The following is a 26,147-nucleotide window of genomic DNA, read 5'->3' on the forward strand; positions in this document are numbered from 1 at the left end:
CAACCGGGCGCCCGGCCGACGTGGCTACGGTCCGTGCAGGTCAGACGGCATCGCGGCGAGGCTCGTGGTCGGTGCCGACGACATCGGCGGGGCCGTCGCGGTCGCCGTCCACGGCACGCGTGGGAGGGCGGGGGCTACGGCGTGGCGGCTCCACGAGACCGTGCCGTGAAGGCGTCCGCATGCGCCCCGGCCCACTGGCCGAAGGTGCGGGCCGGGCGGCCGGTGACCTTCTCCACGGTGTCGACGACCGTACGGCCGACCTCCGGGGTGTTCCCGTACGCCTCCAGCAGGAAGCCGATCACGTCCTCCGGGTGGCCGCCCGCCCGCCACCGCGCGACGGCCTGCTCCTCTGTCAGCTCGACCAGGGTGATCTCCCGGCCACGGGCGGCGGCGATCGCGGCCACCTTGTCGGTCACGGTGAGCAGTTCGGGCCCGGTGATCACGTACTCCTGGCCCCCGTGCCCCTCCTCGGTGAGCGCGACCGCGGCGACGGCACCGATGTCGCCCTCGTGGACCATGGCGCTCAGCCGCGAGACGAACGGCTCGCGTACCTCACCCGAGGTCACGATGGAGTCCGCCCACTCCAGGGCGTTGGCCATGAACTCGACCGGCATGAGGACGGTCCAGGCCACACCCTCGTCCGCCCGCACGGCGTCCTCCAGGAGGGACGGCCCGCCGCCGTGCAGCACGGTGACGCGGCGCACGCCGGCCTCGCGGGCCAGCTCCAGGATGCGCGGTCCGGTCTCCAGCGGGGCGAAGTAGGCCCCGCCGAAGGTGATCAGATGGAGGCCGCTCACGCCGTCGAGGGCCGGGACCAGGCTGTCGGGCTCGGTCAGGTCGCCCTGGACGACCTCGACGCCGGCCGGGAAGTCGGCCCCCGTGGCATCGCGGGTGAGGGCGCGGACCGCGTGGCCGCGGGCGAGGAGTTCGGCGACGACCTGACGGCCGACGGTTCCGGTGGCGCCGGTGACAAGGATCTTCTGCGTCTGTGTCATGGAACGACCGTAGGGAGGCTTGCGGTCAGCTTCTGTCCGCAAGCCCGCGCCGACGCGACGGAACTCGACGGACTCAGACGCGGGTCACCTCCACCGACAGGTCGTTGTCCACCGTGTAGTAGGGACGCACGACGGCAGTGCCGACCACAGCCGTCGGATAGACGAAGATCTCCTTGCGGTCCGCCACGTCGTCCAACAGACGACCGAGCCGGATCGGGGCCGGTCCCCCGTCGGATCGGGTCCGTACGCTCACGTCCCATACGCCAGGGCGGGTGGCGTCGTCGGCGACCAGGTCCGGGTAGTCCACGACGAAGGAGAACGCCCGGCCATCGCTCCCGCCCCGCAACTCCGGGTTCCGTACGGTGCCGTCACCGCCCCGCAGCCGCAGCCGTACCGCGGCGCCCTCGGCGAGGGAGGCACCGTGCAGCCGGGCCCTGACCGTCATCGACCGGTCGGTGACGTCGATGCCCTCGACCTCCGCGTGAGCGGTGCGCAGCCAGGCCCGCACCGCGAGGTAGCCGTCCTTGGTGACGTACGGGACCCGCACGGCCACCGGCGAGGGCCGGTCGCGAAGGCGGCCGTCGACGAGGGCCCGCAGGTCACGCAGGCCGGGGCGCAGGCGTCGGCGCGGTGCGCCGGGCTCGGGGAGGAGGTACAGGTCCCACCGGCCCTCGGTGAGTGCGGGCTGCGGCTCCAGGACGGCGAGGAGGCGGCCGTCGTGCGCGGGTTCCAGGTCGAGGACGTGGACGGTCTTCTCCGGTTGGCCCTTCTTGGGGCGCAGCCGCAGCAGCAGCTGGGGCGACGGGGGGCCGTCGGTCGCCGTCGACGGAAGGTCGAAGACGATCCGGCCGTCCGCGTCGGCCGTGCAGTCGACCCGAAGGTGCGTACCCCTCGTCGTGTCGGGTTTCGTGTTCAACGCCGTCCCCTCCGTACGGTGCGCAGCGCGCCGGAGGCCACGGCGTACGCGGCGTCGCGTGCGGCGAAGCCCTGGCTGACCAGGGCGCGTTGTATTCGGCCGCCTTCGGGTGGCAGCGCTCGCCCGGTCCCGCGCGGCGACCTGGCCTCGTCGATCAGGCGCTCGGCCTGCTGCACGACGGGGGCCGGGGCGAACCGCCGGGCGTTCTCCATGGCCGTACGGCCCATCCGCCGGCGTCGTTCGTCGTCGCGGACGAGGTCGAGGAGCGCGGAGCCCAGCGCGTCAGGGTCCCCGACCGGGACCAGCCGGCCGTCGACGCCGTCCTCGATGATCTCGCCGGGCCCGTGGGGGCAGTCGGTGCTCACCACGGGCAGGCCGCAGCGCATGGCCTCGACGATGGTCATGCCGAACGGCTCGAAGTTGGACGCGCACGCGGCGATCGAGCCCTTGACCCACTCGGCCTCCATGGGGGCCGCCGCGCCCATCAGGAGAGCGTGCTCGGACAGGCCGAGGCGCTGGATGAGCTGCCGCAGCCGTGCCTGCTCCTCCCCCTTGCCGTAGATACGCAGCTGCCAGTCCGGGTGTGCGGCGGCGACCGGGGCGAACGCCTCGATGAGCAGGTCGTAGCGCTTGACCGGGACCAGCCGGCCGGCCGCGACCACCACCTTCGCGGTGCCGTCGGCCGCGGGCAGGACCGGATCGGGCACGCTGTTCGGGAGTGCTTCCACCCGGACACCGGGCAGCCGCATCTTGCGCCGGTAGGCGGCGGCGTCCGCCTCCGTGACCGTGGTGAGCACGTCGAGTCGGCGGTAGGCCCGGCGCAGCGTGGTGCGCAGCCGGGGCGGATGGTTGTCGAGGGTGAGGTGTTCCTGCCCGATGCGGACGACGTGTTCCGGCGCCTGGAGGGCGAGGTGCACATTGAGGCCCGGCCGGGTTCCGATGACGACGTCGGCGTCGGTCGCCGCCAGGCACTCGCCGATCCGTCGGTCGGTCAGCTCGCTGTACTGCCCGTAGCGGTATTCGGCGGTGGGGAACACCTTGGCCGGTCTGCGGTGCAGGGGGTGTTCCTTCTCGTGCCGCAGGTCCACCAGCGGTCTTAAGGCCACTCTCGGGTCCAGGGCGAAGTTCGGGTGTTCGCGGTGCCGCAGCACCGAGACGATCTCCACTTCGTGCCGCTCGGCGAGTGCCTGCGCCAGGTTGAAGGTGGTGGTGATCGTGCCTCCGATCCCGTAGGCGTTGTGCAGCAGGAAAGAGATCTTCATGGCGGACTAGACCGCGGCAAGCCCCCTTTAGTTGCCTGTTGTTATATCTCTGTTGCCTTGCAGGTCACGCCCGCTTGGCGCTCACGTACGGAGACGGACCAGCACAACGGCGGGCGTGCGCGGCAGCGACACCCGCAGCCCGTCCCCGTCCCAGACCGCCGAACCGGCCGCCGCACCCGGCGCGGGCGTCGGATGCAGGATCTCCGCGCGGACCTCCCGGCCCGCCAAGTGCCCCACTGGCAGCCGCAGTTCGGGCTCGCCGCCGCGCCGCCAGACCGTGAGATACGACGTATGGCCGTCGGACGACCGCATCCCCAGCGCCAGCCACTCGTCCGTCCACCCGGGCAGCCCCAGCGGCCAGAACGGCACGGCCCGCGCCAGGTCCGGGCGGATCGTCTTGTACGTGGTCACCGCGTCCCCCACGAGGGCGAGTTGACGCGGCGTCATCCGGTCCAGATGGCCCGACAGATGGATCCGCCCGAGCAGTGCGCCGCCCAGCGTGAAGGCGATCAGGTCGTCGTCGAAGCCGGGCTGCGGGTAGGCCCAGACGGCGCCCTGTTCCGGCGGTACGGCGGTCGGTGCGGCGGCGGCGATGGGCGGGTAGCGCAGGGGGTCCTGCTGGTCGCTGGTGGACTGGAGCTGGGCGACGGCCAGTGTGGCTCCGTCCATCCTCATCCCGCCCGAGGCGCAGTTCTCGATCACCAGGTGCGGGTGCCGGTCCAGTGCCTCGGAGAGCCAGTCCAGGTAGGCCTGGGCGTGGCCGAGCAGCCCGGCTCCGGGTCCGAGGTCGCCGGGAGCGAGGGTGCCGGGATCGATCACGATGTTGTAGTCGAGCTTGAGGTAGCCCACGCCCCAGTCGCCGACGATCCGGTCCACCGCCTTGTCGAGGTGGGCGCGGGCGGCCGGGTGGCGCAGGTCGAGCTGGTGGCGGCCCTGCTCGGTGAGGCGTACGCCGTCGCGCTGGAAGAAGGCGTCCGGCGGGAGCGCGGCGGCGACCGGGCTGCGCGCGCCGACGACCTCCGGCTCCAGCCACAGCCCGGGCACCATGCCGCGCTCCCGGATCCGCTCCAGGACCGTCCGGATGCCGCCGTCGGGGAAGCGGCGCGCCGAGGGCAGCCAGGCGCCGACGCTGTCCCACCAGCCACCGTCCGCCGAGTCGTCGTACCAGCCGGCGTCCACGCAGAAGTACTCCGCGCCCGCCCGGGCGGCCGCGTCGATCAGGGGCAGCAGCTTCTCGGTGGTCGGGTCGCCCATGAGTGTGTTCATGTAGTCGTTGAAGACGACCGGGAGCGCGGTGTGGTCCGGGTGCGGACGGCGTACGGCGCGGCGGTACGAGGTCAGCGCGTCCATGGCCGCGTCGAACCCGGCTCCGAGGGCCAGGACTCCCGCCACGGTGGTGAACTCCTCCCCCGGCGCGAGCCGGACCCGCCACTGGTGCTCCGCGTCCGTGGGGCCGTTCAGCGCCAGGTAGCTGCCGTGCGCGCGTTCGCCCAGGTCCCAGCGCCAGCCGGCCGGGGACTCGATCTGCCACAGCCAGGTCCGGCCGCTCCCCCGCTCCGTCAGCGCCCCCATCGGCAGGTGACCGTCGGTGGGCCAGCTGCCGCGCCCGGCGAGGACGAGCGCGGCCCGGCTGTCGTGCTGATGGGCGTCGACGTGGATGTCGGCGACCGTCTCGCGCAGCGGCTCGGTGTACCAACGGCACTCCGCGAGCCAGTCGTTGCGGGCCCGGAGCACGTCGAGGGCGTCCGGTGCGGGCAGGCCGCCGAGGAGCAGGCTGCTGACGGACTGGACGACGAGGGGCTCGGGGCCGTCGTTGCGGAGCCGGACGCGGGAGCTGAGGACCGGCAGTCCGCCGGGGGACGTCAGCTCGGCGAACGCGGTCAGCCCGGTGTCCGGGTCGTGGAGTTCGACGGTCAGCCACTCCTGGTCGCCCCGGCTGCCGGTGCGGTGGTCCCGGTACCTCAGGCGTGTACCGAGGGCCGTTCCGGTGAAGCGCGGGCCGGACCAGCCGCTGCCGTGCCCGAGGGCGGTGAGTTCGACGAGCGGGAGGGCGGATTCCGGGTGGACGGGTACGGCGGGCACAGCGCCGCTGTCACCGAGCCGGACCAGCCGCGGCGTCCCGTCGGGGCCGACGACGAACTCGGTCTCCAGGGCGCTATGCCCCCAAGTGAACGTGGACTGCGTGCCGTTGAGATCCGCGTCGGCCGTACCGGTCAAGGTGCTCCCCCTGGTGAATCCCTCGTTACGGTCTCTTGACGACCCCTATGTGACCGGTCACAATCCTGGCATGAATGTGACCGGTCACACAAGGCGCCCCGCGAGCATCAGAGACGTCGCGACCGCCGCCGGCGTCTCGTACCAGACCGTGTCCCGGGTGATCAACGGCCATCCCAGCGTGAAGCCGACCACCCGGGAGCGGGTGCTCGCCGCCATCGACGAGCTGGGCTTCCGGCGCAGCGCCACCGCGCTCGCCCTGGCCAGCGGGCGCAGCAGGGCCGTGACCGTGCTCACCGCGAACACCACGCACTACGGCTACGCCTCGATCCTCCAGGGCATCGAGGAGGCCGCCCGCGCCGAGTCCTACGCGGTCGGGATCGGCGTCCTGGAGTCGGCGGACGAGGCGGCCATCGCCGCCGAGGTGCGGCGGGCGGCGGACACGGGCGGCGGACTGATCGTGATCGCGTACGACCCGGCCGGGGTGAGGGCGCTCGGTGCCGTCCCCGCCGAACTCCCGGTCGTCGGCGTGGTCGAGACGCCGGCGAGCCCGCCCGACCCGGGCCACCCCTGGGTGTGGGCCGACGACCGCGAGGCCGCCTACCAGGCGACCCGCCATCTGCTCTCCCTGGGGCACGAGACCGTGCACTACGTCGCCATCCCGTCCAGCACCCGGCGCACCAGCGCCCGCACCAGCGGCTGGAGGCAGGCGCTGCGCGAGGCCGGCGCGCCCGAATCCCGGCCGGTGCAGGGCAGTTGGGGCCCGGCGGGCGGCCACGCGGCGGGCCGCAAGCTGGCCCGGGACCCGGCCGTCACGGCGATCCTGTGCGGCAACGACGACCTGGCGCTCGGCGTGCTGCGCGCCCTCCACGAGGCCGGGCGCTCCGTCCCCGGCGAGGTCAGCGTGGCCGGGTTCGACGACGCCCCGCACTCCGCCTATCTGACCCCGTCCCTCACGACCGTACGCCTGGACTTCACCGGACTCGGCCGGTCCGCGTTCGCCCTGCTGCACGGGGTCCTGGAGGAGTCCGCGCGGGTCGACCCGCATCCCGTGTCGGTGCCGGAGCTGGTGGTGCGGGAGAGCTCGGGGCCGCCGCCCGCCACCGTCTGAACGCGCGCACGTCCTCCTGGCGCGCCACACGGTCGCTCAACGCACCGCACGAGCATGCGCAGCACCGCACGAGCACCGCCGTTCTGATTCCTGCTTCCTGAACCACCCGTTCGCGAAAGGCACGTGATGAAGACAAAAGCTCTCCCCGCCCTGGCGCTGATATGTGCCATCGGCCTCGCCGCCACCGCGTGCAGTGACCCCACGGCAGGCGGTTCCGGCGGCTCCGGCACGGACGGGAAGCAGACCGCGGTCGATCCGACGGCCCGGCTGGACGGCGTGCGGCTGACGATGTGGACCGCCCAGAACACGGTCAACGCGCCCAAGCAGGTCATCGACGCCTTCGAGAAGGCCACCGGCGCGACGGTGGAGACCCAGGCGATCCCGGACCTGTACGAGCAGAACGTGCCGACGAAGCTGGCCTCCGGCGACCGTCCGGACCTGATGTTCTGGCAGCCGTCCATCTCCACCCTGCCGTTCATCCAGCCGCAGCAGAACCTCCTCACCCTCGACGGGGAGCCGTGGGAGGCCAGGCTCGGCGACACCGAGAAGTCGCTCGGCATGATCGACGGCAAGCGGTACGCGGCGATCGTCACCAGCCCCGCCATGCTCGGCGTCTATTACAACAAGGACGTCTTCAAGCAGGCCGGGCTGAGCGAGAAGGACTTCCCGAAGTCCTACGACGAGCTCCTGGCGCTCGGCCACAAGGTCGTCGACAAGTCGAACGCGGCCGCCTTCTACGAGGCCGGCGGCGACAAGTGGCCCCTGCAGTGGCAGATGCAGGTCCAGCTCACCGACCTCGACCAGCAGTGGTGGGACGGGCTCAACAAGAACCAGGAGAAATGGACCGACCCGGTCGTCGTCGGCGCGATCAAGAAGTACAAGGAGAAGCTGCTCGACGCCGGGCTCGCCCAGAGGAACTACCGCACCGGCACCTTCACCGGACAGGCCGACGCGCTGTGGAAGGGCGAGGCCGGCATGGTCCTCAACGTCACCTCCTTCCAGAGCCAGTTGCAGGCCAAGTACTCCACCGCCGAGATCGACAGGAAGATCGGCTGGTTCCCGATCGCCAACTCGGCCGCCACCGGCATGTACTCGCCCGACCAGACCAACGGTGTGGTCGCGTTCAAGACCGGTGACGAGAAGCGGCAGAACGCGGCCCGGCAGTTCCTGGCCTTCTGGCTCGGGCCGGACTACGCCGACTACATCAAGGCGATGAAGATCCCGTCCGTGCAGCCGTCCGTCCCCACTCCCGACGGGCTGCCGCAGACGTCCAAGGCACAGGTCGCCGCCCTGCCCACCGCCATCGGCGTCTTCCAGGCCAAGGCGATCGTCGCGCCGGACACCCACCTCTACCTGGCCGACATGATCTTCGACAAGAAGAACCCGCAGCAGGTCGCCCAGGCCATCCAGGACCAGTTCGCGCAGGTGGCCAAGGCCCAGGGCGCGTCCGGATTCTGACGATGACTCACACAGTCGTACGGACCGAGACCGCCACGGTGGCGGGCCCGCCGAGGAAGGCGGGGCGGCTGCCGCGCGCCGCCGTGCACCACCCGTGGTGGTTCGCGCTCCCCGCGATCGCCGTCTTCGCGGGCTTCTTCCTGGTGCCGAACCTGCTGAACTTCTACTACCCGTTCACCAACTGGTCCTCGTACCACGCGGACATCGCCTTCACCGGCCTGGACAACTTCAGGACGATCGCCGACGACGGTTCACTGCTCCGCGCGATCCGCACGACCCTGCTGTACGCACTGCTGGCGGCGCTGTTCCAGAACGGCTTCGGACTCGGGCTCGCGCTCCTCCTCGAGGCCGACAGCCGCTTCAACCGGTTCTTCCGCGCGGTGTTCTTCCTGCCGGTGCTGATCTCGGCGCTCGCCACGGGTTACGTCTTCCAGGCCCTGCTCGACCAGGACGGAGCCGTCAACTCCGTGCTCGGCACGGACATTCCGTGGCTGGGCTCGACGACCTGGACCCTGGTCGTCGTCACCCTCATCCACGGCTGGAAGTGGATGGGCCTTTCGATGCTGATCTATCTGGCCGGGCTCAAGGGCATCCCCGGCGACATGCTCGAAGCCGCCCGGATGGACGGCGCCGGACCGTGGCGGACCTTCTGGTCGGTGCGCTGGCCGATGCTCGCGCCGGCCGTCACCTTCAACGTCACCACCGCGCTGATCGGCTCGATGAACACCTTCGACATCGTGCAGGCCACCACCGGCGGCGGGCCGGCGGCCTCGACGGAGGTCTTCAACATCTACATGTTCCGGATCTTCGGACAGGGTCTGTACGCCCAGGCCTCCGCGATGAGCCTCGTCCTCTTTCTGGTCGTAGTCGCGGTCGCGATCCCGCTGGTCGTCGGGTTGCGGCGAAGGGAGCAGCTGCTGTGAACCCGTCCGTCGCCTGGCGGTTCGGCCGCCCCGCCCTCGTCCTGCTGCTCGCCGGCCTGTCCGTCGGTGTACCGCTGTGGCTGGTCGCCGTCACCTCCGCCAAGCCGCAGGCGGAGGCCATCAAACCCAACCTCGCCCTGCCGCACAGCTGGCAACCCGGCGACAACTACGCGGACGCGGTCAGCCAGGGTGAGATGCTGCGCGGCTTCTTCAACTCCCTGCTGGTCGTGCTGCCTTCGGTCGTCCTGGTCCTGCTCCTCGGGGCGGGCGCCGCCTGGGTCTTCGCCCGCCGCAAGTCGAAGCTGGTGTCGACGGCGTACGCGCTCTGCATCAGCGGTCTGCTCCTGCCGCCCGCGGTCATCACCATCGTGATGGAGCTGCGGCAGCTGGGCCTGTCGAACACCCGGCCCGGGATGATCGCCGTGTACACCGGCATGTACCTGTCCACGTCGATCTTCTTCATGACCGGCTTCATCCGCGCCATTCCGCTGGAGCTGGAGGAGGCGGCCCGGATGGACGGGGCGACGCCGTCGCGGATCTTCTGGCGGATCGTCCTGCCGCTGCTGCGCCCGGTGATCGCCACCGCGACGATCATGGTGATGCTCTACGCCTGGAGCGACGTCTTCTACGCCTTCTTCGTCCTGGGCGGTGGCGAGCGGGCCACCCTCCCGCTGAACCTCTACCAGGTCGCCAGCGCCCAGCTCTATCTCAACAACTGGCATCTCGTCTTCGCGTACGTCGTGGTGATGAGCCTGCCCATGGTCGCCGTGTTCCTCGTCGGCCAGCGAAAGATCGTGTCCGGAATCACCAGTGGAGCCGTCAAGTGACCGGAGGTCCAGCAGCGTGATCACCCCCACCCGCGCAAGATTCCGTTTCAGAACAGCCCTTGTCATCACCGCACTTGGAGCAGCCACCATGGCAGCCACTCTCCCCGCCGCGGGCCCCGCGGCCGCTGCCGACCCACAGCGCCTCACCGTCGACCTGTCAGCCTCCGAGGGGCCGGTGATGCTCGGCGCCAACGGCGCGCTGTACGGGCTCAGCGACGACGGGGTGCCCAGCGACGCCGCGCTGGCACCCCTGAAGGTCACCAGCATCTCGCAGAAGCCGGAGGGCGGCGCCCAGCATCCCAACGGCGACGCGCTCACCGTCTCGAAGTCGTTCTTCCGCAACGGCGGCGGCGAGATCAACGTGATGATGCAGGACATCTACGCCAAGTGGCCGTACGAGGATCTCGGCATCGACGACTACCTCCCCAAGGTCGACAAGATCGCCAAGGAGGTGGCGGCGGACCCGAACAGCGAGCGGTTCGTCTACATCCCGTTCAACGAGCCCGACCAGATCTGGTACAAGCTCGGGGTCACCGACCAGGCCCAGTACGAGGCCAACCGGGACCGGTTCTTCAAGGACTGGAAGACGGTGTACCAGCGCATCCGCTCGATCGACCCGGACGCGAGGATCGCGGGCCCGAACGAGGCCGCGTACCACTCCCGTCTGCTGAAGGACTTCCTGGCCTTCGCCAAGCGGGAGAACGTGCTGCCGCAGGTGATGACCTGGCACGAGCTGGGCTCCGGCTCACTGCGCGACTTCCAGGCGCACTACGACGACTATCGCAAGCTCGAACGCGAGGCGGGCATCGCCCCGCTGAAGATCAACATCGACGAGTACGCCAATCGCCGCGATCTCTCCGTTCCGGGCCAACTCGTGCAGTGGGTCTCGATGTTCGAGCGGAACAAGGTGTACGCGAACATGGCGTACTGGGACGCGGCCGGCAATCTCAGCGGCCATGTCGTGCGCTCCAACATCCCGAACGGCGGCTGGTGGTTCTTCCGCTGGTACGCCGGGATGACCGGTGACACGGTCAAGGTGAGTCCCGCGCAGCCGAACACCATCGACACCCTCCAGGGCCTGGCCTCCCTGGACACCTCCCGCCGCCAGGCCCAGGTCCTCCTCGGCGGCTCGGCGGGCGACTCCGACGTGGTGGTGCGAGGCGTCCCCCGTTCCGTTTTCGGCCGCACGGTCACCGCGACCGTCGCCGAGGCCGCCTGGTCCGGCTACGAAGGGCAGCACGCGACGCCGCAGGTCCTCGCCCGTACGAAGGTGAAGGTGGCGGACGACGGTTCGGTGACCGTCCCGCTGCGCGGCATGCGGAAGATGTCCGCTTACCGGATCGTCCTGACCCCCGGCGGTACGGGCACCCCCTCCCCCGCCTCCGTCCCCTGGTCGGCGTCGTACGAGGCCGAGGCCGCCGCCCTCACCGACGGCAAGGTCTACACCCAGGGCACGGTCGAGAACGCCAACGGCTACGCGGCCTCCGGCACGAAGGACGTCGGCTCGCTCAACCAGGCCACCAGCAAGGTCGACTTCACGGTGACGGTCCCGGCGGACGGCAGCTACGACCTGGCGATCCTGTACGGCAACCAGTCCGGCGGCCCGGCCACCCAGAAGCTGTCCATCGACGGCGCCGCGGCGGCCACGGTCACCTATCCCTCCACGGAGAACTGGACCTACCGCGCCAAGCAGGACGTCACCGTGCGGCTGTCCGCGGGCACCCATGTCCTGACGCTCGCGAAGGGCGACGCAGAGGTCACTCTCGACCGCGTCGACCTGACCGGCCGTACGGGCGCGGCCTCCGCGTCGTACGAGGCCACGCTGGCGGACATCAGCGGGAAGCCGTCGTACGACTACACGTCGTCGGACGGCGTGGGCACCGGTTCTCTCGTCCTGCGCTCGGGGGACAAAGCGGTGTTCGACGTCTACGCCCCGCGTGACGGCTTCTACACGGTGGTGCCGCGGGCCTCGGCGCCCGTGCGTCTCGCACTGCACGGCGAAACGGTGACGGCGGCGCCCGGACGCGCCCTGCGGCTCTACCTGGTGGCGGGCAACAACCGCGTCGCGGTGACGGCGGGACACGCCTCCGTCCGCTCCCTCGACGTCTCGGGCGACGGATCGACGTCCGGCACGCTCTCCTACGAGGCCGCCTCGGCCACCCTCTCCGGCGGGGCCGAACTCGTCGACTCGGCGTACGCCTCCAGCGGTTCCTACATCGGCAAGCTCGGCAACAGCCCGTCCAGCACCGCCGAGTTCACGGTGCGGGCGCCCAGCTCGGGCCGCTATCTGCTGGTCGTCCACTACGCGCACAACGACCGGCGGGACAACGGCCACGCCTACAACACGGACATCATGTCCCGTACGGCGGACATCACCGTAGGGAACGCGGCACCGGTGAAGGTCACCTTCAAGAACACCTGGAGCTCGGCCGACTACTGGACCCAGGGCGTCCCCGTCGAGCTGCGGAAGGGCTCGAACAAGGTGACGTTCGGCAACGCGACGGCGTGGGCGCCGGACATCGACCGGATCGAGCTGGGCCGCGTGGTCGACCGGTCGTAGCCCGGCTGTGGTCCAGGCGTAGTCCGGCTGTTCCCGCCCGTTCCACCAGAGCTCGCAGGTGGAACGGGCGGGAACAGCGCGTCAGGCGACCTGTCCGCTGTGCAGGGCCGTGTACGCCCCGTTGCGGCGCAGGAGTTCCTCGTGAGTGCCGATCTCCTCGATCCGGCCGTCCCCCATCACCACGATGCGGTCCGCGCCGCGCACGGTGGACAGCCGGTGGGCCACCACGAAGGTGGTACGGCCGTGCAGCAGGCGGGCCAACGCCTGCTGCACGAGCGCCTCCGACCGGGTGTCCAGGGCCGAGGTCGCCTCATCGAGGACCAGCACTTTCGGGTCCCGGATCAGGGCGCGCGCGATCGCCAGGCGCTGCCGCTGTCCGCCGGACAGCCGGGCCCCGCGCTCGCCGACCAGGGTGTCGAGGCCCTGCGGCAGCCGGTCGACGAACTCCAGCGCGTTGGCGTCACGCAGCGCCGCGCGCACCGTCTCCTCGTCGGCGTCGTCCATGCCGTAGGCCACGTTCTCGCGGATCGTGCCGTCGAAGAGGATCGACTCCTGCGGCACGACCGAGACGAAGCGGCGGTAGGTGCGCAGGTCGAGGGTGTTCATGTCGGTGCCGTCGAGGAGCAGTCGGCCGGAGTTCGGGCGGATGAAGCCGATGACGAGGTTCAGCACGGTGGACTTGCCCGCCCCGGAGGCGCCGACGAGGGCGACGGTCTCCCCCGGCGTGACGGAGAGACTGAAGTCCCGTACGGCGGGTCGGCCACCCTCCTCGTACGCGTACCCGACCTTGTCGAAGGCCACCGCACCGCGCAGCGAGGTGAGTTCGGCCTTGCCCTCGTTGTCCTCCAGCTCGGGCACCTGGAGCACCTCCCCGACGGAACGGACCGACTCCAGGCCCTTGGTGATGACCGGGGCCAGCCCTGCCAACGTTGTCGTGGAGTTGGTGAGGGTGGTCAGGAAGGCGCTCAGCATGACGACGTCACCGGCACTCACGCCCCAGACGCCGTAGTACGAGATCAGTGCCGCGCCGGCGAGGACGAGCACGCCGACGACGTTCAGCACGACCCAGGCGAGCGAGCCGAAGCGGCCGTTGACGAGGTCGAGGCGCATACCGGAGGCCAGCAGACGGTGCAGGGTGCCGTCCATGCGGCGCAGCGCCTTGCCCTCCAGGCCGTGGGCGCGGGTGACCGGGATCAGGCGGGTCATCTCCGTCACCCGGGAGGACAGAGTCTCCACCTCGTGGCGGAAGTGCTCGTTGTGGGTGCGCAGGCGAGCCCGAAGGCGCGCGACGACGAGTGCGGCGGCGGGCACGATCACGAGGAATACGGGCACGAACTCCGGTGTGCGGATGGCGATGATGACGAGGCCGCCGATGAGCACGGTGCCCGCGCCGAGCCCCGTCTCGGCGGTCTGCTGCACCATCTGCTCGACGGTCTCCACGTCCCGCACGACCTTGGCCTGGAGCACACCGGCGCTGACGCGCGAGTGGTAGCCGATGGAGAGCTGCTGCATGCGGGTGCACAGCGCGGAGCGCAGGCTGGTGCCCATCCGGCGCACGCTGCCGTACAGCAGGCGGACGTACAGCACGTGCAGGGGGTAGTTGACCAGCAGGATGAACATGATGACGCCGGTGCTCAGCCAGAGCCGGCTGATCGGCTGGTGCTGGACGACGGTGTCGATGATGGAAGCGGTGATCAGCGGCAGCAGCCAGACCGGGCTGTGCTTGACGGTGAACACGCCGACCGCCCCGGCGATGCGGTAGCGGTCGGCGCGGAACAGATAGGCGAGGGTGCGGACGGGGTGTTCGCCGCGGTAGCGGTGGTCGAGCGGTCTCTCGTGCGACGACGCCATCGGCGTTGTCCTTCCCAGGGTTCCGGATGAGTTGCGGCCACCTGCATGGCAAGCGCTTTCCTACCCCGTCCCGAGAGGGAGTACAAACGGGTTTCGGAACGGATCCCGGGAGTCGTTCAGACGGCGTCCAGCTCCGCGAGTTCCTCGGCGGTCAGCACGAGGTCGGCCGCGGCGAGCGAGTCCAGGATCGTCTCCGGGCGACTCGATCCGGGGATCGGTACGACGACCGGCGACTTGGCGAGCATCCAGGCCAGGCACACGCGCTGCGGGCTCACCCCGTGCGCCTCGGCGACCAGCGCGAACGGGGCGTAGGCGGAGCCCAGTTCACGGGCCCGGGAGATGCCGCCGAGCGGGCTCCAGGGCAGGAACGCGACGCCGAGTTCGTCGCACAGGCTCAGTTCGGGCTCGCTGGAGCGGAAGGCCGGGGAGAACTGGTTCTGCACGGAGACCAGCCGGCCGCCGAGGATGTCGTTCGCCTGCCGGATCTGGTCCGGGTTCGCGTTGGAGATCCCGGCCATCCGGATCTTGCCCTCGTCGAGCAGATCGCGTACGGCGCCGACCGACTCGGCGTACGGCACCCTCGGGTCGGGGCGGTGGAACTGGTAGAGCCCGATGGCCTCGACGCCGAGCCGGCGCAGGGATGCCTCGCAGGCGTCCTTGAGGTACCGAGGGCTGCCGTCCAGCGTCCAGCTTCCGTCGCCGGGGCGCAGATGGCCGCCCTTCGTGGCGACCAGGACGTCCTTGCCCAGGTCGTGGGAGGCGAGGGCCTTGGCGATCAGGGTCTCGTTGTGACCGACCTCGGCGGCGTCCCGGTGGTAGGCGTCCGCGGTGTCGATCAACGTGACGCCGGCGTCGAGCGCGGCGTGGATCGTGGCGAGGGATCGCGCCTCGTCCGGGCGTCCCTCGATGGACATGGGCATGGCGCCCAGGCCGATCGCGCTGACCTCGACGTTCCCGATGCGGCGGGTGTGCATGGGTGTGTGACCCCTTTTCTCGGCTGTCGTGCGGGAACCGGACCTGCACCAGCCTGGTCGTCCCGTCGCGCAAGGTCCAATAGAAGAAAGAGAACGCATTCAGCGACGACGCCGCTGAATCGCCGCCGCCGCTCCGCCGCGTTCCGGTCGCGTCTCTGCTGCTGAGATCGGCCGCCCGACCGCTTGCGCGGGCTCCTGGTCGGTGTGACACGCTCACCCTCGACCGGCCGACCACGTGCCGATCCGCCGGCCGGGCTCGGCGTCGGTCGCGGGTGTTTCGGCACAAGTAGGCCCAAGTGGGCACAGGTCAGCGCGGGTCGGCAGAGCTCGACACAGCTCGGCAGAGTGAGAGGCGGCAGCATGCGTATCGGACTGCTCGGCACCGGCCCGTGGGCCCGGATGGCCCACGCTCCCGCCCTGAGCCGGCACGGCGAACTGGACTTCGTGGGGGTCTGGGGCCGCCGTACAGCCCCCACCAAGGAGCTGGCCGACAGCTACGGCGTGCGCGCCTACGACGATGTCGACGCGCTGTTCGCCGACGTGGACGCGGTGGCCGTCGCCCTGCCGCCGACCGTTCAGGCCGACCTGGCGGTGCGTGCCGCACGGGCGGGCTGCCATCTGCTGCTGGACAAGCCGCTCGCGCCGACGGTGGAGCAGGCGCGGGCGGTCGCCGAGGCCGCCGAGGAGAGTGGCGTGGCCTCGGTCGTCTTCTTCACCACCCGTTTCCAGCCGGAGACCGCGGCGTGGATCACCGAACAGGCGGCCGTGGAGGGCTGGTTCACGGGGCGGGCGGAGTGGCTGGGCGCGGTGTTCAGCGGTGACGGCAACCCGTTCGCGGACTCGCCGTGGCGGCAGGAGAAGGGCGCGCTGTGGGACGTGGGGCCCCACGCCCTGTCCGTGCTGCTGCCGGTCCTGGGTGACGCACGGCGGGTGACGGCGGCGGCCCACGGGCCCGGTGACACCGTCCACTTGGTGCTCGACCATGTCGGCGGCGCGTCGAGCACCTTGGCCCTGAGCCTCACGGCACCGCCCGCGGCGGCGGGGGCCGCGGTGGAGTTGCGGGGCGCGGCCGGTGTGAGGCGGCTGCCGGAGAGCACCGAGAGCGCGGTGTCCGCCCTGATCCGGGCCGCGGACGCCCTGCTGGCCGCCTCCCGCACGGGACAGCCGCACGCGTGCGACGCCGCGTTCGGTCTCCGGGTCACCGAGATTCTGGCGGTGGCGGAAGGGCTGTTGGACGGCGAGGACCGCGAGAGCGGCGAGGCCTGACCCAGGATGCGGGGTGAAGGCGCGCTAGATGTGCTGTCCGGGGACGTTGGTGGCGGGCGCCACGCTTGAGCGGTCCTTGAACGGGGCGAGGGCCTCTGGGTTCGGTGTGGGTTGCGAGATCTGCAACCGGCTCCCAGAAGGCCCTCGTTGTTCCACCGTATTGCCCCGCTGACTGCAACCGGCAGGCTGCGTCTGGCCCGGTGTGTCGTCGACGACGGCTGGCCGCTGCGCAGGGCCGCGGGAACGCTTCCAGGTCAGCCACACCACCGCCGCCCGCTGGGCAGACCGCTACCGGCAGCTGGGAGCCGACCCGAGCGGGGTCTGGTGCGTGCAGCTGCAAGGCGGAGGAGGGAGTCGACGCGATGGGCGTGCCCCCGAGCGAGCCGGGCGAGGCCGGTTCGAGTGTGAGGAGCCGGCGAGTGACGACAACGCGGCTGGGGGCACCTCCCACGCCCTTAAGGCAGTGGGGGAGCGCGTGCCGGGGCCCGCGACGCCGACTGAATCAAACGACAGGCCCTAGCCCTCGTCCTCGAACTGCTCCTCGCTCCACCGGAACCAGGCCCGGTCGCCCTCGATGTGCAGCAGGAACTCCGCGACAGGGCCGTCCGGCGAGGACAGGGAGACGCGTCTTCGGATCTCGTCGTAGGCCGCCTCCCAGGCTTCCCACACCTCGTCGTAGTCCCGCTCCAGCAGGGCCAGTTCACGGGCGAACAGGTCGCGGACCGCGTCGTACCCCGGACCGGGCGTGAAGCGGCCCGACAGCCAGGGGAAGTCGGCCTCGTCGATCAGGATGTCCCCCACCGGCTCGTCGCCGCTGCGCACCTGCCAGACCCCGCCGTCGAATCCCATGCCGCCTCCGTCGCCCAACGCCTGGCCCGCCCGTCGATCACATCGCCGACCAGCATGCCACCCGCCACTGACAGGCGGCCCGGACCCGCGGTCGGACCGGGCCGCCTCTCGGCTGCCGCCTCTCAGCTACTGCTCGTCAGCCGCAGCGCTGCGGCTCCACACCTCGCTACGCCGACTGCGCCGCATGGAAGTTCATGCGCTCGCTGACGACGGGGAAGCCCGCCTTGGCGAAGTTCGCGGCCATGGGGAAGTTGCCCTGGTCCGTCGCTCCGCTGACGAACTCCGCGCCCTGCTCGACGAGGAAGTGGGTGCACTCCGCGAGGAGGTCGTACGCGTAGCCGTTCCCCCGCTGCTCCGGGACGACTCCGATGAAGCCGACGGTCGGCCCGGAGGGGTTGTGTGCCGGGATGTGGATGCCGGCCAGCTCGCCTTCCGGGGTGCGCGCGATCTGCCACCACTCCCGTGGGGACGGGCACCAGTGGAAGAAGTCGAGTTCCTCCTGGGCGGCTCGGTCGAGGCCGCCCTCCTCGATGGCCCGCAGCGAGTGCGCGTCCAGGGTGACGGAGTGGATGCGGCGCAGCGCGTCGAAGAAGACCGCGTCATCGGGTTCGGCGCTGAAGCGCAGCCGTCCGGGCCGTTCGGGCAGGCCGAGTTCCGGGGTCCAGCGGTACAGGAAGCGTTCGACCAGGAGTTCGTAGCCGGCCGCGCGTGCGGCGCCGAAGCGGGCCTCTGCGGCCGCTTTGAGGCCGGGCTCGTCCCGCCAGCCGCCGGGCAGGTTGATCTCGAGTTCGACCTGCCAGGGAGCGGAGCGCAGGAGTTCGGCGCCGGCCTCCTCCTGGCCCTCGGCCACGTCGAACCAGTTGATGTTGATGGGCTCCGAGTCGTCGGGGCCGCCCCACCAGGCACCGCGGGCGACGACCGTGCCGTCGCGCAGGGCGACTCGCTTCCACTCGGGGCGGAACCGGGTCCGCCGGTGTCCCTCACGGGCGCCCAGCGGGTCGGGGTGTGCGTCGAAGAGATGGGCGTCGCTCGCGGTGAGCGCGCGGATGACCAGATCGGTCACGGATTCCTCCGGGATAAAGGCTGCTTGGAGCGCTCCCGGTCAGATCTGACGCGACACGCCGGGGCAGCGGAAAAGGGAGCGCTGGAAAGGTGTGAACCGCACGGCACTCGCCTCCTTCCGTCCGTCTCAGGGCGTGGACCCACACCGTACGTGATCTCCATCGGCCCGTCCAAGGGTTTTTCGCGGGTCCGAGTGCGACTCCGTCAAGGATGAGAGAGCGCTCTCAGGAGTCTTGCGCGACTTAAGTGGGCCTTAGGAGAGGGTTAAGCAGTCGTGGGCATTCCGTGGTCTTTCAAGTTCCCGCAGCTGAGCGGAGTTTGGGACCGCCGCACACCCATTGGCCGATGCGGGGGTCGTGCGTAGCATCGGGGCCCATCGGCGGCTTCGGCGCCTGGTTCGAGAGCGCTCTCAAGACTTCCAGGAGACTCTCGGGCGGACGGTGCGCGGCGCCGCCGCGGCCCAAGTACCCCCACAAGTACCCCACAAGTACTCCGGGAGACCCCCCACATGACTTCCCGTCATCAGCGCCATGAGCGCCATCTCGGTCGACGCAGGCTCCTCCTCGCCCTCGGCGGCACGGCGGTGGCCGTCCCCACCGTCGCCACCGTGGCCCCCTACGCCCTCGCGGACACACCCGCGACCGGCGACGCGCGTGCCGCGGCGGCCACGCTGCCGCTGACGCTCGTCAACGACAGCGGTTCCTTCGGCAACGCGAACGTCCACGTCTACATCGTCGGCAACCAGGACGGCCGCCAGGTGCGCGTCACGCCCGACGGCACCCTCGCGCCGATCGCGCTGTCGGACAACGGCCCCGACGGCTTCACCGACTACGCGATCAGCCTGGCCGGCAGCGGCGAGACCCGGCTGTCACTCCCCCAGATGTCCGGCCGGATCTATGTGTCACTCGGCCAGAAGCTCAAGTTCAAGGCCGTCACGGACGGCAACGGCAACGCCGCGCTCCAGTACCCGGCGGGCTGGGTGACGTCGGACCCGAACTACCCGGTGCTGCACGATTGTGCCGAGTTCACGTACAACGCCGCCGGAATGTTCTGCAACACCACCATGGTCGACATGTTCAGCGTGCCGCTGAGCATCCGGCTCACCGGCGCAAAAGACCAGACGACGGGCAGACTGCGCGCCGGGGGACGCGCGGCCGCGTTCGCCGCGGTCGGCCAGGCCGAGGCGTTCGCGCGGCTCGTCGTGGACGACACGCGCGTCATCGCCCCGGGGCACGGCCTGGACGCGGGACTGTTCGCCAAGGACCACCTCGCGCCGTACATCGACGAGGTGTGGAGCACGTACACCGGGCGGGACCTCACCGTCACCACCAACGCGGGGACGTTCACCGGGCGGGTGCGGGGCGACCGGTTCACCTTCGACGGGCCCGCGCAGGTGTCCTTCGCCAAGCCGTCGACCCGGGACGTGCTGTTCTGCGACGGCGCTCTCGCCGCCCCCAACGACGGCACGACCGGCCCGGTCGCCGCCGTCCTCGGCGCCGGCTTCAACCGCTCGACGCTGCTCAGCCATCCCGCCCAGCCGACCACCGACGCCGCCACCTTCTACCGGACCGCCCTGACCAACCACTACGCCAAGGCGATGCACACGGCCACCGAGGACGGCAAGGCGTACGGCTTCGCCTTCGACGACGTGGCCGACTTCGCCTCGTACATCCAGGACACGGCGCCGACGGGGATACGGCTGACGCTCACACCCTTCGGCGACTGACTCCCCGCCCTTCGGGAACAGCCCCCGGCCCTTCGAGGGCTGACGCGGCCCGAGCGGGCGCTCAGTCCTCGGGGACGGGCGGTTTCGTCCCGGACGGAGGGGCGCTTTCGGCGCCTCCGGATGCAGGGTCCGCTCCGGCGTTGAATGGTGTTAACAGACCCGATGACCGCACCGGGCCCGAAGGAAGTCACCCGGATCCGAGGAGCAGAGATGATGCCGACGTCCCAGCCCGAAGCGTCCGGGCCGTCCGAGGAGCGCGTCACCCCGGACGACCTGCTCCACGCCCGCACCGGCACCGATGTGTCGCCCGAGGACATTGTGCTTGCCTCAGGCAAGGACCTCACCCCGCGCAATCTGGAATGGGCCAAGCGCAAGCTGGCGGCCGAGGGCCCCTCCGCCCTCGACAAGCTGCTGCCCTAGCCTCAACCTCACCGTCCAGGATGTGCACGAGTCGCCCCGGGGTGCGTGTCGGCACCCGGGGCGGCCGTGTGCGCGTCGGGACACAGCACCGGCACCCGCTGTACGAGGTTGTTGGCGAAGCCCCCGCGGTTCCAGGGCGGCTCCAGGGGCTGTGTGTGCCCCTCGGCGTCGGTGGCCCGGGCGCTCAGGACGTGCTCGCCGGGGAGCGCCGTCCAGCTGTGCCGCCAGCGGCGCCACGCCCACCGGTGCCCGTCGTCCGGCTCCAGCTCGGCCGCCTGCCAGCCGCGCCCCGCGTCCGTGCTGACCTCGACCCGCGTCACCGGTGCGTACCCGGACCAGGCGCGCCCCTCCAGGGTCACCGGCCCTGGCGGGACCAGTCGGGCCCGGGACATGAAGTCGGGGAAGCCCGGCGGCACGATCAGGGCGCGGGGGGCGATGCGGGTGACCGGCTCACCCTCGTCCTCGGGATTCCGGCGCAGCCGGTACGCCACGGCCTGCTGGAACCCCCGGAACGGCTCGTCGGCGACGGTGATCTCGCGCAGCCACTTCACGTGCGCCATGCCGTACCAGCCGGGCACGATCAGCCGTAGCGGCCGGCCGTGCTGCGGCGGCAGCGGGGTGCCGTTCATCGCGTACGCCACCAGCACCTCGGGGTCGCCGCCCGTGGCCACATCGACGGGCAGTGCGCGCCGGTAGTCCTGCTCGACGCCGCGCTCGACCCCGTGGTCGGCGCCGGTGAAGACCACGTCGACCGCGTCTGTGCCGACCCCGGCCTCGGCGAGCAGCAGGCGCAGCGGTACGCCCGTCCACTCGGCGGTGCCGACCGCCTCGACGAGCCAGGGCTGGCTCACCGGCCGGGGCGTCAGCAGAGCCCGGCCGTTGCCCGCGCACTCCAGCGTGACCCGGGTGGTGACCTGCGGGAACGCCCGGAGCTCGGCCAGGTTCAGGCGCAGCGGGCGGCGGACTCGGCCGCCGAGCGTCAGATGCCAGGGGGTGTCGTCGGGGACGTACGGGATGTCGTAGTGGGTCAGGACGTAGTGCAGGCCGGGTGGGGTGAGGTCGTAGCGCAGGGCTTCGAGCGGCAGGCCGTGGTTGCGGGTCGCGAGCGCCAGTTCGTCCCGGCCGATGCCCTCCTCGGGGGCGGCCAGCCGGGCCGGTGCGCTCGCGTCGACGAGTCGATGCCCCATACCGGCATTATCGACCCAAACGCACAGGTCCGCGCAGGCCCGCGCGGGTCGGCCGCGGCCTGTCCGGCAGACGGCACAACTTCCGCTCCCTCCGCGGCACTTCGGCCGCGCGATGGTTTCCGGCTCACCCTTTCGGAAGGGGGCTCACGACTGTCAGACTCCTGAAGGTGCCCGACTTCGACATGCTCGTCATCGGATCCGGCCCGGGTGGCCAGAAGGCCGCCATCGCCGCGGCCAAGCTGGGCCGCCGGGTCGCCGTCGTCGACCGCCCCGACATGGTGGGCGGCGTCTCCATCCACACCGGGACCATCCCCTCCAAGACCCTGCGCGAGGCGGTGCTGTATCTGACCGGCCTCACCCAGCGCGATCTGTACGGCCAGAGCTACCGGCTCAAGGAGGACATCACCGTCGCCGACCTGACCGCTCGCACCCAGCATGTGGTCGGCCGTGAGGTGGACGTCATCCGCAGCCAGCTGTCCCGCAACCACGTCGCCCTGTACGCCGGGACCGGCCGCTTCGTCGACCCCCACACGATCGCGCTGCGCGAGGTCACCGGCCATGAACGGCTGCTGACCGCCGACCACGTGGTCATCGCCACCGGCACCCGGCCGGCGCGGCCGGGGAGTGTGGAGTTCGACGGGCGGACGATCATGGACTCGGACAATGTCCTGGCGCTGGAGCGGGTGCCGCGCTCCATGGTCATCGTGGGTGCCGGTGTCATCGGCATGGAGTACGCCTCGATGTTCGCCGCGATCGGCAGCAAGATCACCGTGGTGGAGAAGCGCGCCGGGATGCTCGACATGTGCGACGTCGAGGTGATCGAGTCACTCAAGTACCACCTGCGGGACCTCGCCGTGACGTTCCGCTTCGGGGAGACGGTGGCCGCCGTCGAGCGGCATCCCCGGAGCACGCTGACCCTCCTGGAGAGCGGCAAGAAGATCCCCGCCGAGGCGGTGATGTACTCGGCGGGCCGGCAGGGGCTCACCGACGAGCTGGACCTGGACAGGGCCGGGCTCACGGCGGACGCACGCGGCCGGATCACGGTCGACGAGCACTACCGCACCGAGGTGCCGCACATCTACGCCGTCGGTGACGTCATCGGCTTCCCGGCGCTGGCCGCGACCTCGATGGAGCAGGGGCGGGCGGCGGCGTACCACGCCTTCGGGGAGCCCGTCGGCCGGATGCACAAGCTCCAGCCGATCGGCATCTACACCATCCCCGAGATCAGTTTCGTGGGCCGGACCGAGGACCAGCTCACCGAGGACCGGGTGCCGTTCGAGGTGGGCATCTCCCGCTACCGCGAGCTGGCCCGTGGGCAGATCATCGGTGACTCGCACGGCATGCTGAAGCTGCTGGTCTCTCCCGAGGACCGCACGCTGCTCGGTGTGCACTGCTTCGGTACGGGGGCGACGGAACTCATCCATATCGGTCAGTCGGTGATGGGCTGCGGTGGCACGGTCGACTATCTGGTCGACGCGGTGTTCAACTACCCGACGCTCGCGGAGTCGTACAAGGTCGCCGCGCTGGACGCCACGAACCGGCTGCGGCAGATCGACCACATCGGGGACTGAGCTTGTTCTTCATGGTCTGGCCTGGTCGCGTTCGATCAGTGTCTCGGGACGTTTGACGGTTTTGCCTACGTCGTAGCGGGGCGCCAGCCTGCGGTTCTTCGAGCCGAGTGGCCTGCCGGGGCAGGGCCGGTCGGGTTTCGGCGCACGGGCCGGGCAGGGCAAGTGCGCGCGGAGGTTCCGCAACCCCCGGCGGACGCGGGCCGGGGTAAGCCGGGTCGGCTCGGCGGGCTTCTCCCAGGGGCGACGAATGTCCTCGGCGAGCGTACTGGCGCGCCGCCGCGATTGAGCGCGTCGTACAGTGCGCCGTGACCACGGCGGTGCTCGGGCAGCGGTGTCAGGTCCACCGGCGTTGTCACAGCACCGTCAACACACAACAAGGCATCGGTGAGCTAGAACAGTTCGTCACGCCGGGCGGTCAGGCACGCGTAGAAGTCATCCCGGATTCCTAATGGTGTTTGTCAAGCCGCCAAAAGTGAACGGCTCCCGCCGGGCATCGTGATGCAGCAGATTCACCCCCACGGCCTTCGTGCTGGTCAGGTGTGTCCTTGGTCGGAGCACAGGATCAGCCGAAGGCCGCCTTCGTGTCCGGCGATTGCTCGTCCGGGCGATCATCTTCGGGACATCGTCCGGAGCATGAAGAACAAGCTGAGGCCCGCGGTGTCACGCCGCGCGCATCAGGTCGTCTCCTGGTCTCCGTCCGGCAGGCGGGAGTCGTCCTCGACCACGTGCATCGCGGCCTCCTCCGCGCCGGCCGCGCCGCCGTCGATGCCCTGGTCGAAGGCGATCTCCTCCTTCGTGGTGTCGGGGCCGGTTCCCTCGTCCGGGGCGACCAGGCGGCCGGCGCGCTCGGTGCCCGCCTCGGGGTCGACGGGTTCGCCGTCGCCGCCCGGCAGGTCACCGACGTCGTCGCCGACGGGCTCGGTCACGTCGGGGACTTCCTGGGCGAGCCGTTGGTCGAGGGTCTCGCCGTCGTGCTGTTCGGCGGCCGTGGTGCCGTGCCTGGTCACGCCGAGCGGCTTCTCCGGCGGGGAGTAGCCCTCGTCGAGGGTGTCGTCGTAGGTGCGCTCGTCCACGGCGTCCTGCAGGTCGAGCGGCGCGGCGTCCTGCTGTTCCTCGTTGCCTCCGGTGGGCTGGTACGCGTCGTCGGCCATCGGCTCTGCGGGCGTGTGTTCGGTGCCCATGGCTGCCTCCCTCGCTCGCGCGGTCGGCTGGTTCTCGCTGGTGCATGTCCCGAACCGCGTTTCCCGTTGCGCGCTCTCCAACCCCCGGAAGTTCGCAGGGCTCTTGAAGCATCAAGAATGTGGCTATCATCACTCGCACACACGGCGTGACCGCACGACAACGCAACGGCGTACAGTGTCCGCCACCCCGTTCCGCCGCCTCTGACCCGAGGTCATCCCTCCCCGGTTCGTGGCGTTGTTCCACCCCCCACCCCCCATACGCCGTCGGGGCCGGTCCGCCCTCTCGTCGTGCAAGACGGAAAGCAGCGCATCCATGAACAACAACAGGGGCAGAGGGCTGCAGGCCAACGCCCTCGGTACGTTCGACACGGTGGTGATGGCGGTCGCGGGCAGCGCCCCCGCGTACTCGATCGCCACGACCACGGCGGTGCTCGTCTCGGCGGTCGGGCTGGCCAGTCCGGCCGCGCTGCTCTACTGCGCGATACCGATGCTGGGCATCGCACTGGCCTTCAGCTATCTCAGCCGGATCGACGTGACCGCGGGCGCCAGTTACTCCTGGGTGGGGCGTACGCTGCACCCCTTTCTGGGGTTCATCAGCGGCTGGGCGCTGGTGATCTCGGCGACCATCTTCATGGTGGCGGGCTCCCTGCCGGCCGGATCGATGACGCTCGCTCTCTTCGACTCGGAACTCGCGGACGACACCGCGCTGTCCACGCTGGTCGGCGCCGGCTGGTTCCTGCTCATGCTGTGCGTGGTGCTGGGCGGCGCGCGGCTCACCGTCCGGGCGCAGCTGGTGATGTCCGGTGTCGAGCTGGCGATACTGGCCCTGTTCGCCGTACTCGCCCTGCTCCACTCGGACAAGGCCCGGGCCTTCGACTGGTCCTGGCTCGGTCTCGGGCACTTCGACGGGGTCACGGGGTTCGCGTCGGGGGCGCTGATCGCGGCGTTCTACTACTGGGGCTGGGACGTCACCAGCAACCTCAGTGAGGAGACCCGCGACAGCCGTCGTACGACCGGCCTCGCGGGGCTGATCGGGGTGGGCGTCGTCTTCCTGCTGTTCGAGGTGTTCACCATCGCGGTGAACGTCATCCTCTCCTCGCGGCAGATCCAGGACAACGACGCCAACGTGCTCGCCGTGCTCGGGGAGGAGGTCTGGCCGGGCTGGGGCGGCAAGTTGCTGATCGTGGCGGTGATGCTGTCCACCATCGCCACCCTGGAGACGACGCTCATCCAGGTCACGCGCTCGCTGTTCGCGATGGGCCGGGACCGTACGATGCCGTCCGCGCTGGGCCGGGTGCACCGCAGGTGGAACACGCCGTGGGTGGCGATCTCGGTCGTCGGCGTGGTGGCGCTGGCGATGTTCGTCGCCTCCAACTTCCTGGGCACGGTGGGCGAAATCCTTTCCGACGCCATCTCCGCGATGGGGCTGCAGATCGCCCTCTACTACGGGCTGACAGGGCTGGCGGCGGTGTTCGCCTACCGCAAGTTGCTGCTGAAGTCGGTGGGCAACCTGGTCTTCGGCGGCCTGTGGCCGTTGTTCGGGGCCCTGTTCATGTTCTGGATCTTCGTCGAGTCGCTGGGTGAGCTGAGCCGTTCCGCGATCGCGATCGGCATCGGCGGTCTCGCGGCCGGGCTGATCCCGATGCTCTGGTACTGGCGGCAGGGCAGCGACTACTACCGGCCGGCCAAGCTGGACGCCGCGCGGACCGTCGAGGCGGACTACGTCCCCGCCGGCGGTGGCGGCGACAACTCCCTTGTCCACGAGGGTCTTCCCACCGACTTCTGAGGGAGCCC

Annotated in this window: 20 protein-coding genes and 2 pseudogenes; 11 read left to right on the plus strand and 11 right to left on the minus strand. The window is 70.6% G+C overall.

The window, feature by feature from the left end:
- Positions 1 to 134: 134 nt before the first annotated feature.
- The 4 genes from ADK36_RS01435 to ADK36_RS01450 form a co-directional block, all read right to left on the minus strand.
- The gene (locus ADK36_RS01435) at positions 135 to 995 is read right to left on the minus strand and encodes an NmrA family NAD(P)-binding protein (protein WP_048578888.1); all 861 of its coding nucleotides are present in this window, start codon (positions 993 to 995) and stop codon (positions 135 to 137) included.
- A gap of 73 nt (positions 996 to 1,068) precedes the next feature.
- Positions 1,069 to 1,911: a hypothetical protein gene (locus ADK36_RS01440; protein WP_048578889.1), complete on the minus strand. Its 843-nt coding sequence runs from the start codon at positions 1,909 to 1,911 to the stop codon at positions 1,069 to 1,071.
- On the minus strand, positions 1,908 to 3,173 hold the full coding sequence (locus ADK36_RS01445) for a glycosyltransferase family 4 protein (RefSeq protein WP_048578890.1): 1,266 nt from the start codon (positions 3,171 to 3,173) through the stop codon (positions 1,908 to 1,910). Before ADK36_RS01445 ends, ADK36_RS01440 begins: the two co-directional genes overlap by 4 nt.
- Positions 3,174 to 3,254: 81 nt before the next feature.
- Positions 3,255 to 5,390, minus strand: coding sequence for a glycoside hydrolase family 36 protein (locus tag ADK36_RS01450; protein ID WP_048578891.1), 2,136 nt, complete (start codon positions 5,388 to 5,390; stop codon positions 3,255 to 3,257).
- Between the two features lie 70 nt (positions 5,391 to 5,460).
- Between ADK36_RS01450 and ADK36_RS01455 the strand changes: the two genes are divergently transcribed.
- From ADK36_RS01455 to ADK36_RS01475, 5 genes are all read left to right on the plus strand, one after another.
- Positions 5,461 to 6,498 (plus strand): LacI family DNA-binding transcriptional regulator, encoded by a 1,038-nt coding sequence (locus ADK36_RS01455; RefSeq protein WP_048578892.1) that lies wholly within the window; start codon positions 5,461 to 5,463, stop codon positions 6,496 to 6,498.
- 126 nt (positions 6,499 to 6,624) lie between these two features.
- Complete coding sequence (locus ADK36_RS01460; RefSeq protein WP_048578893.1) at positions 6,625 to 7,956, plus strand: ABC transporter substrate-binding protein; 1,332 nt, start codon at positions 6,625 to 6,627, stop codon at positions 7,954 to 7,956.
- Between the two features lie 2 nt (positions 7,957 to 7,958).
- The gene (locus ADK36_RS01465) at positions 7,959 to 8,879 is read left to right on the plus strand and encodes a carbohydrate ABC transporter permease (protein WP_048578894.1); all 921 of its coding nucleotides are present in this window, start codon (positions 7,959 to 7,961) and stop codon (positions 8,877 to 8,879) included.
- The gene (locus ADK36_RS01470; RefSeq protein ID WP_048578895.1) at positions 8,876 to 9,706 is read left to right on the plus strand and encodes a carbohydrate ABC transporter permease; all 831 of its coding nucleotides are present in this window, start codon (positions 8,876 to 8,878) and stop codon (positions 9,704 to 9,706) included. Before ADK36_RS01465 ends, ADK36_RS01470 begins: the two co-directional genes overlap by 4 nt.
- 88 nt (positions 9,707 to 9,794) lie before the next feature.
- Positions 9,795 to 12,266 (plus strand): CBM35 domain-containing protein, encoded by a 2,472-nt coding sequence (locus ADK36_RS01475; RefSeq protein WP_053195957.1) that lies wholly within the window; start codon positions 9,795 to 9,797, stop codon positions 12,264 to 12,266.
- Between the two features lie 81 nt (positions 12,267 to 12,347).
- Here the strand turns inward: ADK36_RS01475 and ADK36_RS01480 are convergent, their stop codons facing one another.
- On the minus strand, positions 12,348 to 14,117 hold the full coding sequence (locus tag ADK36_RS01480) for an ABC transporter ATP-binding protein (protein ID WP_053195959.1): 1,770 nt from the start codon (positions 14,115 to 14,117) through the stop codon (positions 12,348 to 12,350).
- A 116-nt stretch (positions 14,118 to 14,233) separates the two neighbouring features.
- Positions 14,234 to 15,091, minus strand: a complete 858-nt coding sequence (locus tag ADK36_RS01485) for an aldo/keto reductase (RefSeq protein WP_053195961.1) — start codon at positions 15,089 to 15,091, stop codon at positions 14,234 to 14,236.
- A gap of 360 nt (positions 15,092 to 15,451) precedes the next feature.
- Here ADK36_RS01485 and ADK36_RS01490 point away from each other — a divergent pair, with 360 nt between their 5' ends.
- Together ADK36_RS01490 and ADK36_RS45690 are read left to right on the plus strand one after the other, a co-directional pair.
- Entirely contained in the window at positions 15,452 to 16,357 is a 906-nt protein-coding gene (locus ADK36_RS01490) for a Gfo/Idh/MocA family protein (RefSeq protein ID WP_053195963.1), read from the plus strand.
- 147 nt (positions 16,358 to 16,504) lie between these two features.
- Positions 16,505 to 16,661: pseudogene (locus tag ADK36_RS45690) on the plus strand (helix-turn-helix domain-containing protein); the annotation flags it as partial.
- Positions 16,662 to 16,873: 212 nt separating this feature from the next.
- Here the strand turns inward: ADK36_RS45690 and ADK36_RS01495 are convergent.
- Both ADK36_RS01495 and ADK36_RS01500 read right to left on the minus strand, forming a co-directional pair.
- Positions 16,874 to 17,206, minus strand: a complete 333-nt coding sequence (locus tag ADK36_RS01495; RefSeq protein WP_048578900.1) for a hypothetical protein — start codon at positions 17,204 to 17,206, stop codon at positions 16,874 to 16,876.
- 166 nt (positions 17,207 to 17,372) lie between these two features.
- Positions 17,373 to 18,269 (minus strand): GNAT family N-acetyltransferase, encoded by an 897-nt coding sequence (locus ADK36_RS01500; RefSeq protein WP_048578901.1) that lies wholly within the window; start codon positions 18,267 to 18,269, stop codon positions 17,373 to 17,375.
- Positions 18,270 to 18,776: 507 nt separating this feature from the next.
- Here ADK36_RS01500 and ADK36_RS01505 point away from each other — a divergent pair.
- Positions 18,777 to 19,994, plus strand: a complete 1,218-nt coding sequence (locus tag ADK36_RS01505) for a beta-1,3-glucanase family protein (RefSeq protein ID WP_053195964.1) — start codon at positions 18,777 to 18,779, stop codon at positions 19,992 to 19,994.
- Positions 19,995 to 20,207: 213 nt separating this feature from the next.
- Positions 20,208 to 20,414 carry a hypothetical protein gene (locus tag ADK36_RS01510; RefSeq protein ID WP_030052537.1) on the plus strand — a complete coding sequence of 69 codons (207 nt, stop codon included), beginning with the start codon at positions 20,208 to 20,210 and terminating at the stop codon, positions 20,412 to 20,414.
- An 8-nt stretch (positions 20,415 to 20,422) separates the two neighbouring features.
- On the opposite strand, the gene ADK36_RS01515 is transcribed toward ADK36_RS01510, so the two are convergent.
- Complete coding sequence (locus ADK36_RS01515; protein ID WP_078942829.1) at positions 20,423 to 21,601, minus strand: sulfite oxidase; 1,179 nt, start codon at positions 21,599 to 21,601, stop codon at positions 20,423 to 20,425.
- A gap of 167 nt (positions 21,602 to 21,768) precedes the next feature.
- Here ADK36_RS01515 and sthA point away from each other — a divergent pair, with 167 nt between their 5' ends.
- Entirely contained in the window at positions 21,769 to 23,172 is a 1,404-nt protein-coding gene (gene sthA, locus ADK36_RS01520; protein WP_053195966.1) for a Si-specific NAD(P)(+) transhydrogenase, read from the plus strand.
- A 9-nt stretch (positions 23,173 to 23,181) separates the two neighbouring features.
- Here sthA and ADK36_RS49885 read toward each other — a convergent pair.
- Together ADK36_RS49885 and ADK36_RS01525 are read right to left on the minus strand one after the other, a co-directional pair.
- Positions 23,182 to 23,430: pseudogene (locus ADK36_RS49885) on the minus strand (NF041680 family putative transposase); the annotation flags it as partial.
- Between the two features lie 416 nt (positions 23,431 to 23,846).
- Positions 23,847 to 24,353, minus strand: a complete 507-nt coding sequence (locus ADK36_RS01525) for a DUF5709 domain-containing protein (RefSeq protein WP_048578904.1) — start codon at positions 24,351 to 24,353, stop codon at positions 23,847 to 23,849.
- Between the two features lie 313 nt (positions 24,354 to 24,666).
- On the opposite strand from ADK36_RS01525, the gene ADK36_RS01530 reads away from it, so the two are divergent.
- On the plus strand, positions 24,667 to 26,139 hold the full coding sequence (locus ADK36_RS01530; RefSeq protein ID WP_048578905.1) for an APC family permease: 1,473 nt from the start codon (positions 24,667 to 24,669) through the stop codon (positions 26,137 to 26,139).
- Positions 26,140 to 26,147: the final 8 nt, after the last annotated feature.

Source organism: Streptomyces viridochromogenes, assembly GCF_001270495.1.
Classification (GTDB): domain Bacteria; phylum Actinomycetota; class Actinomycetes; order Streptomycetales; family Streptomycetaceae; genus Streptomyces; species Streptomyces viridochromogenes_A.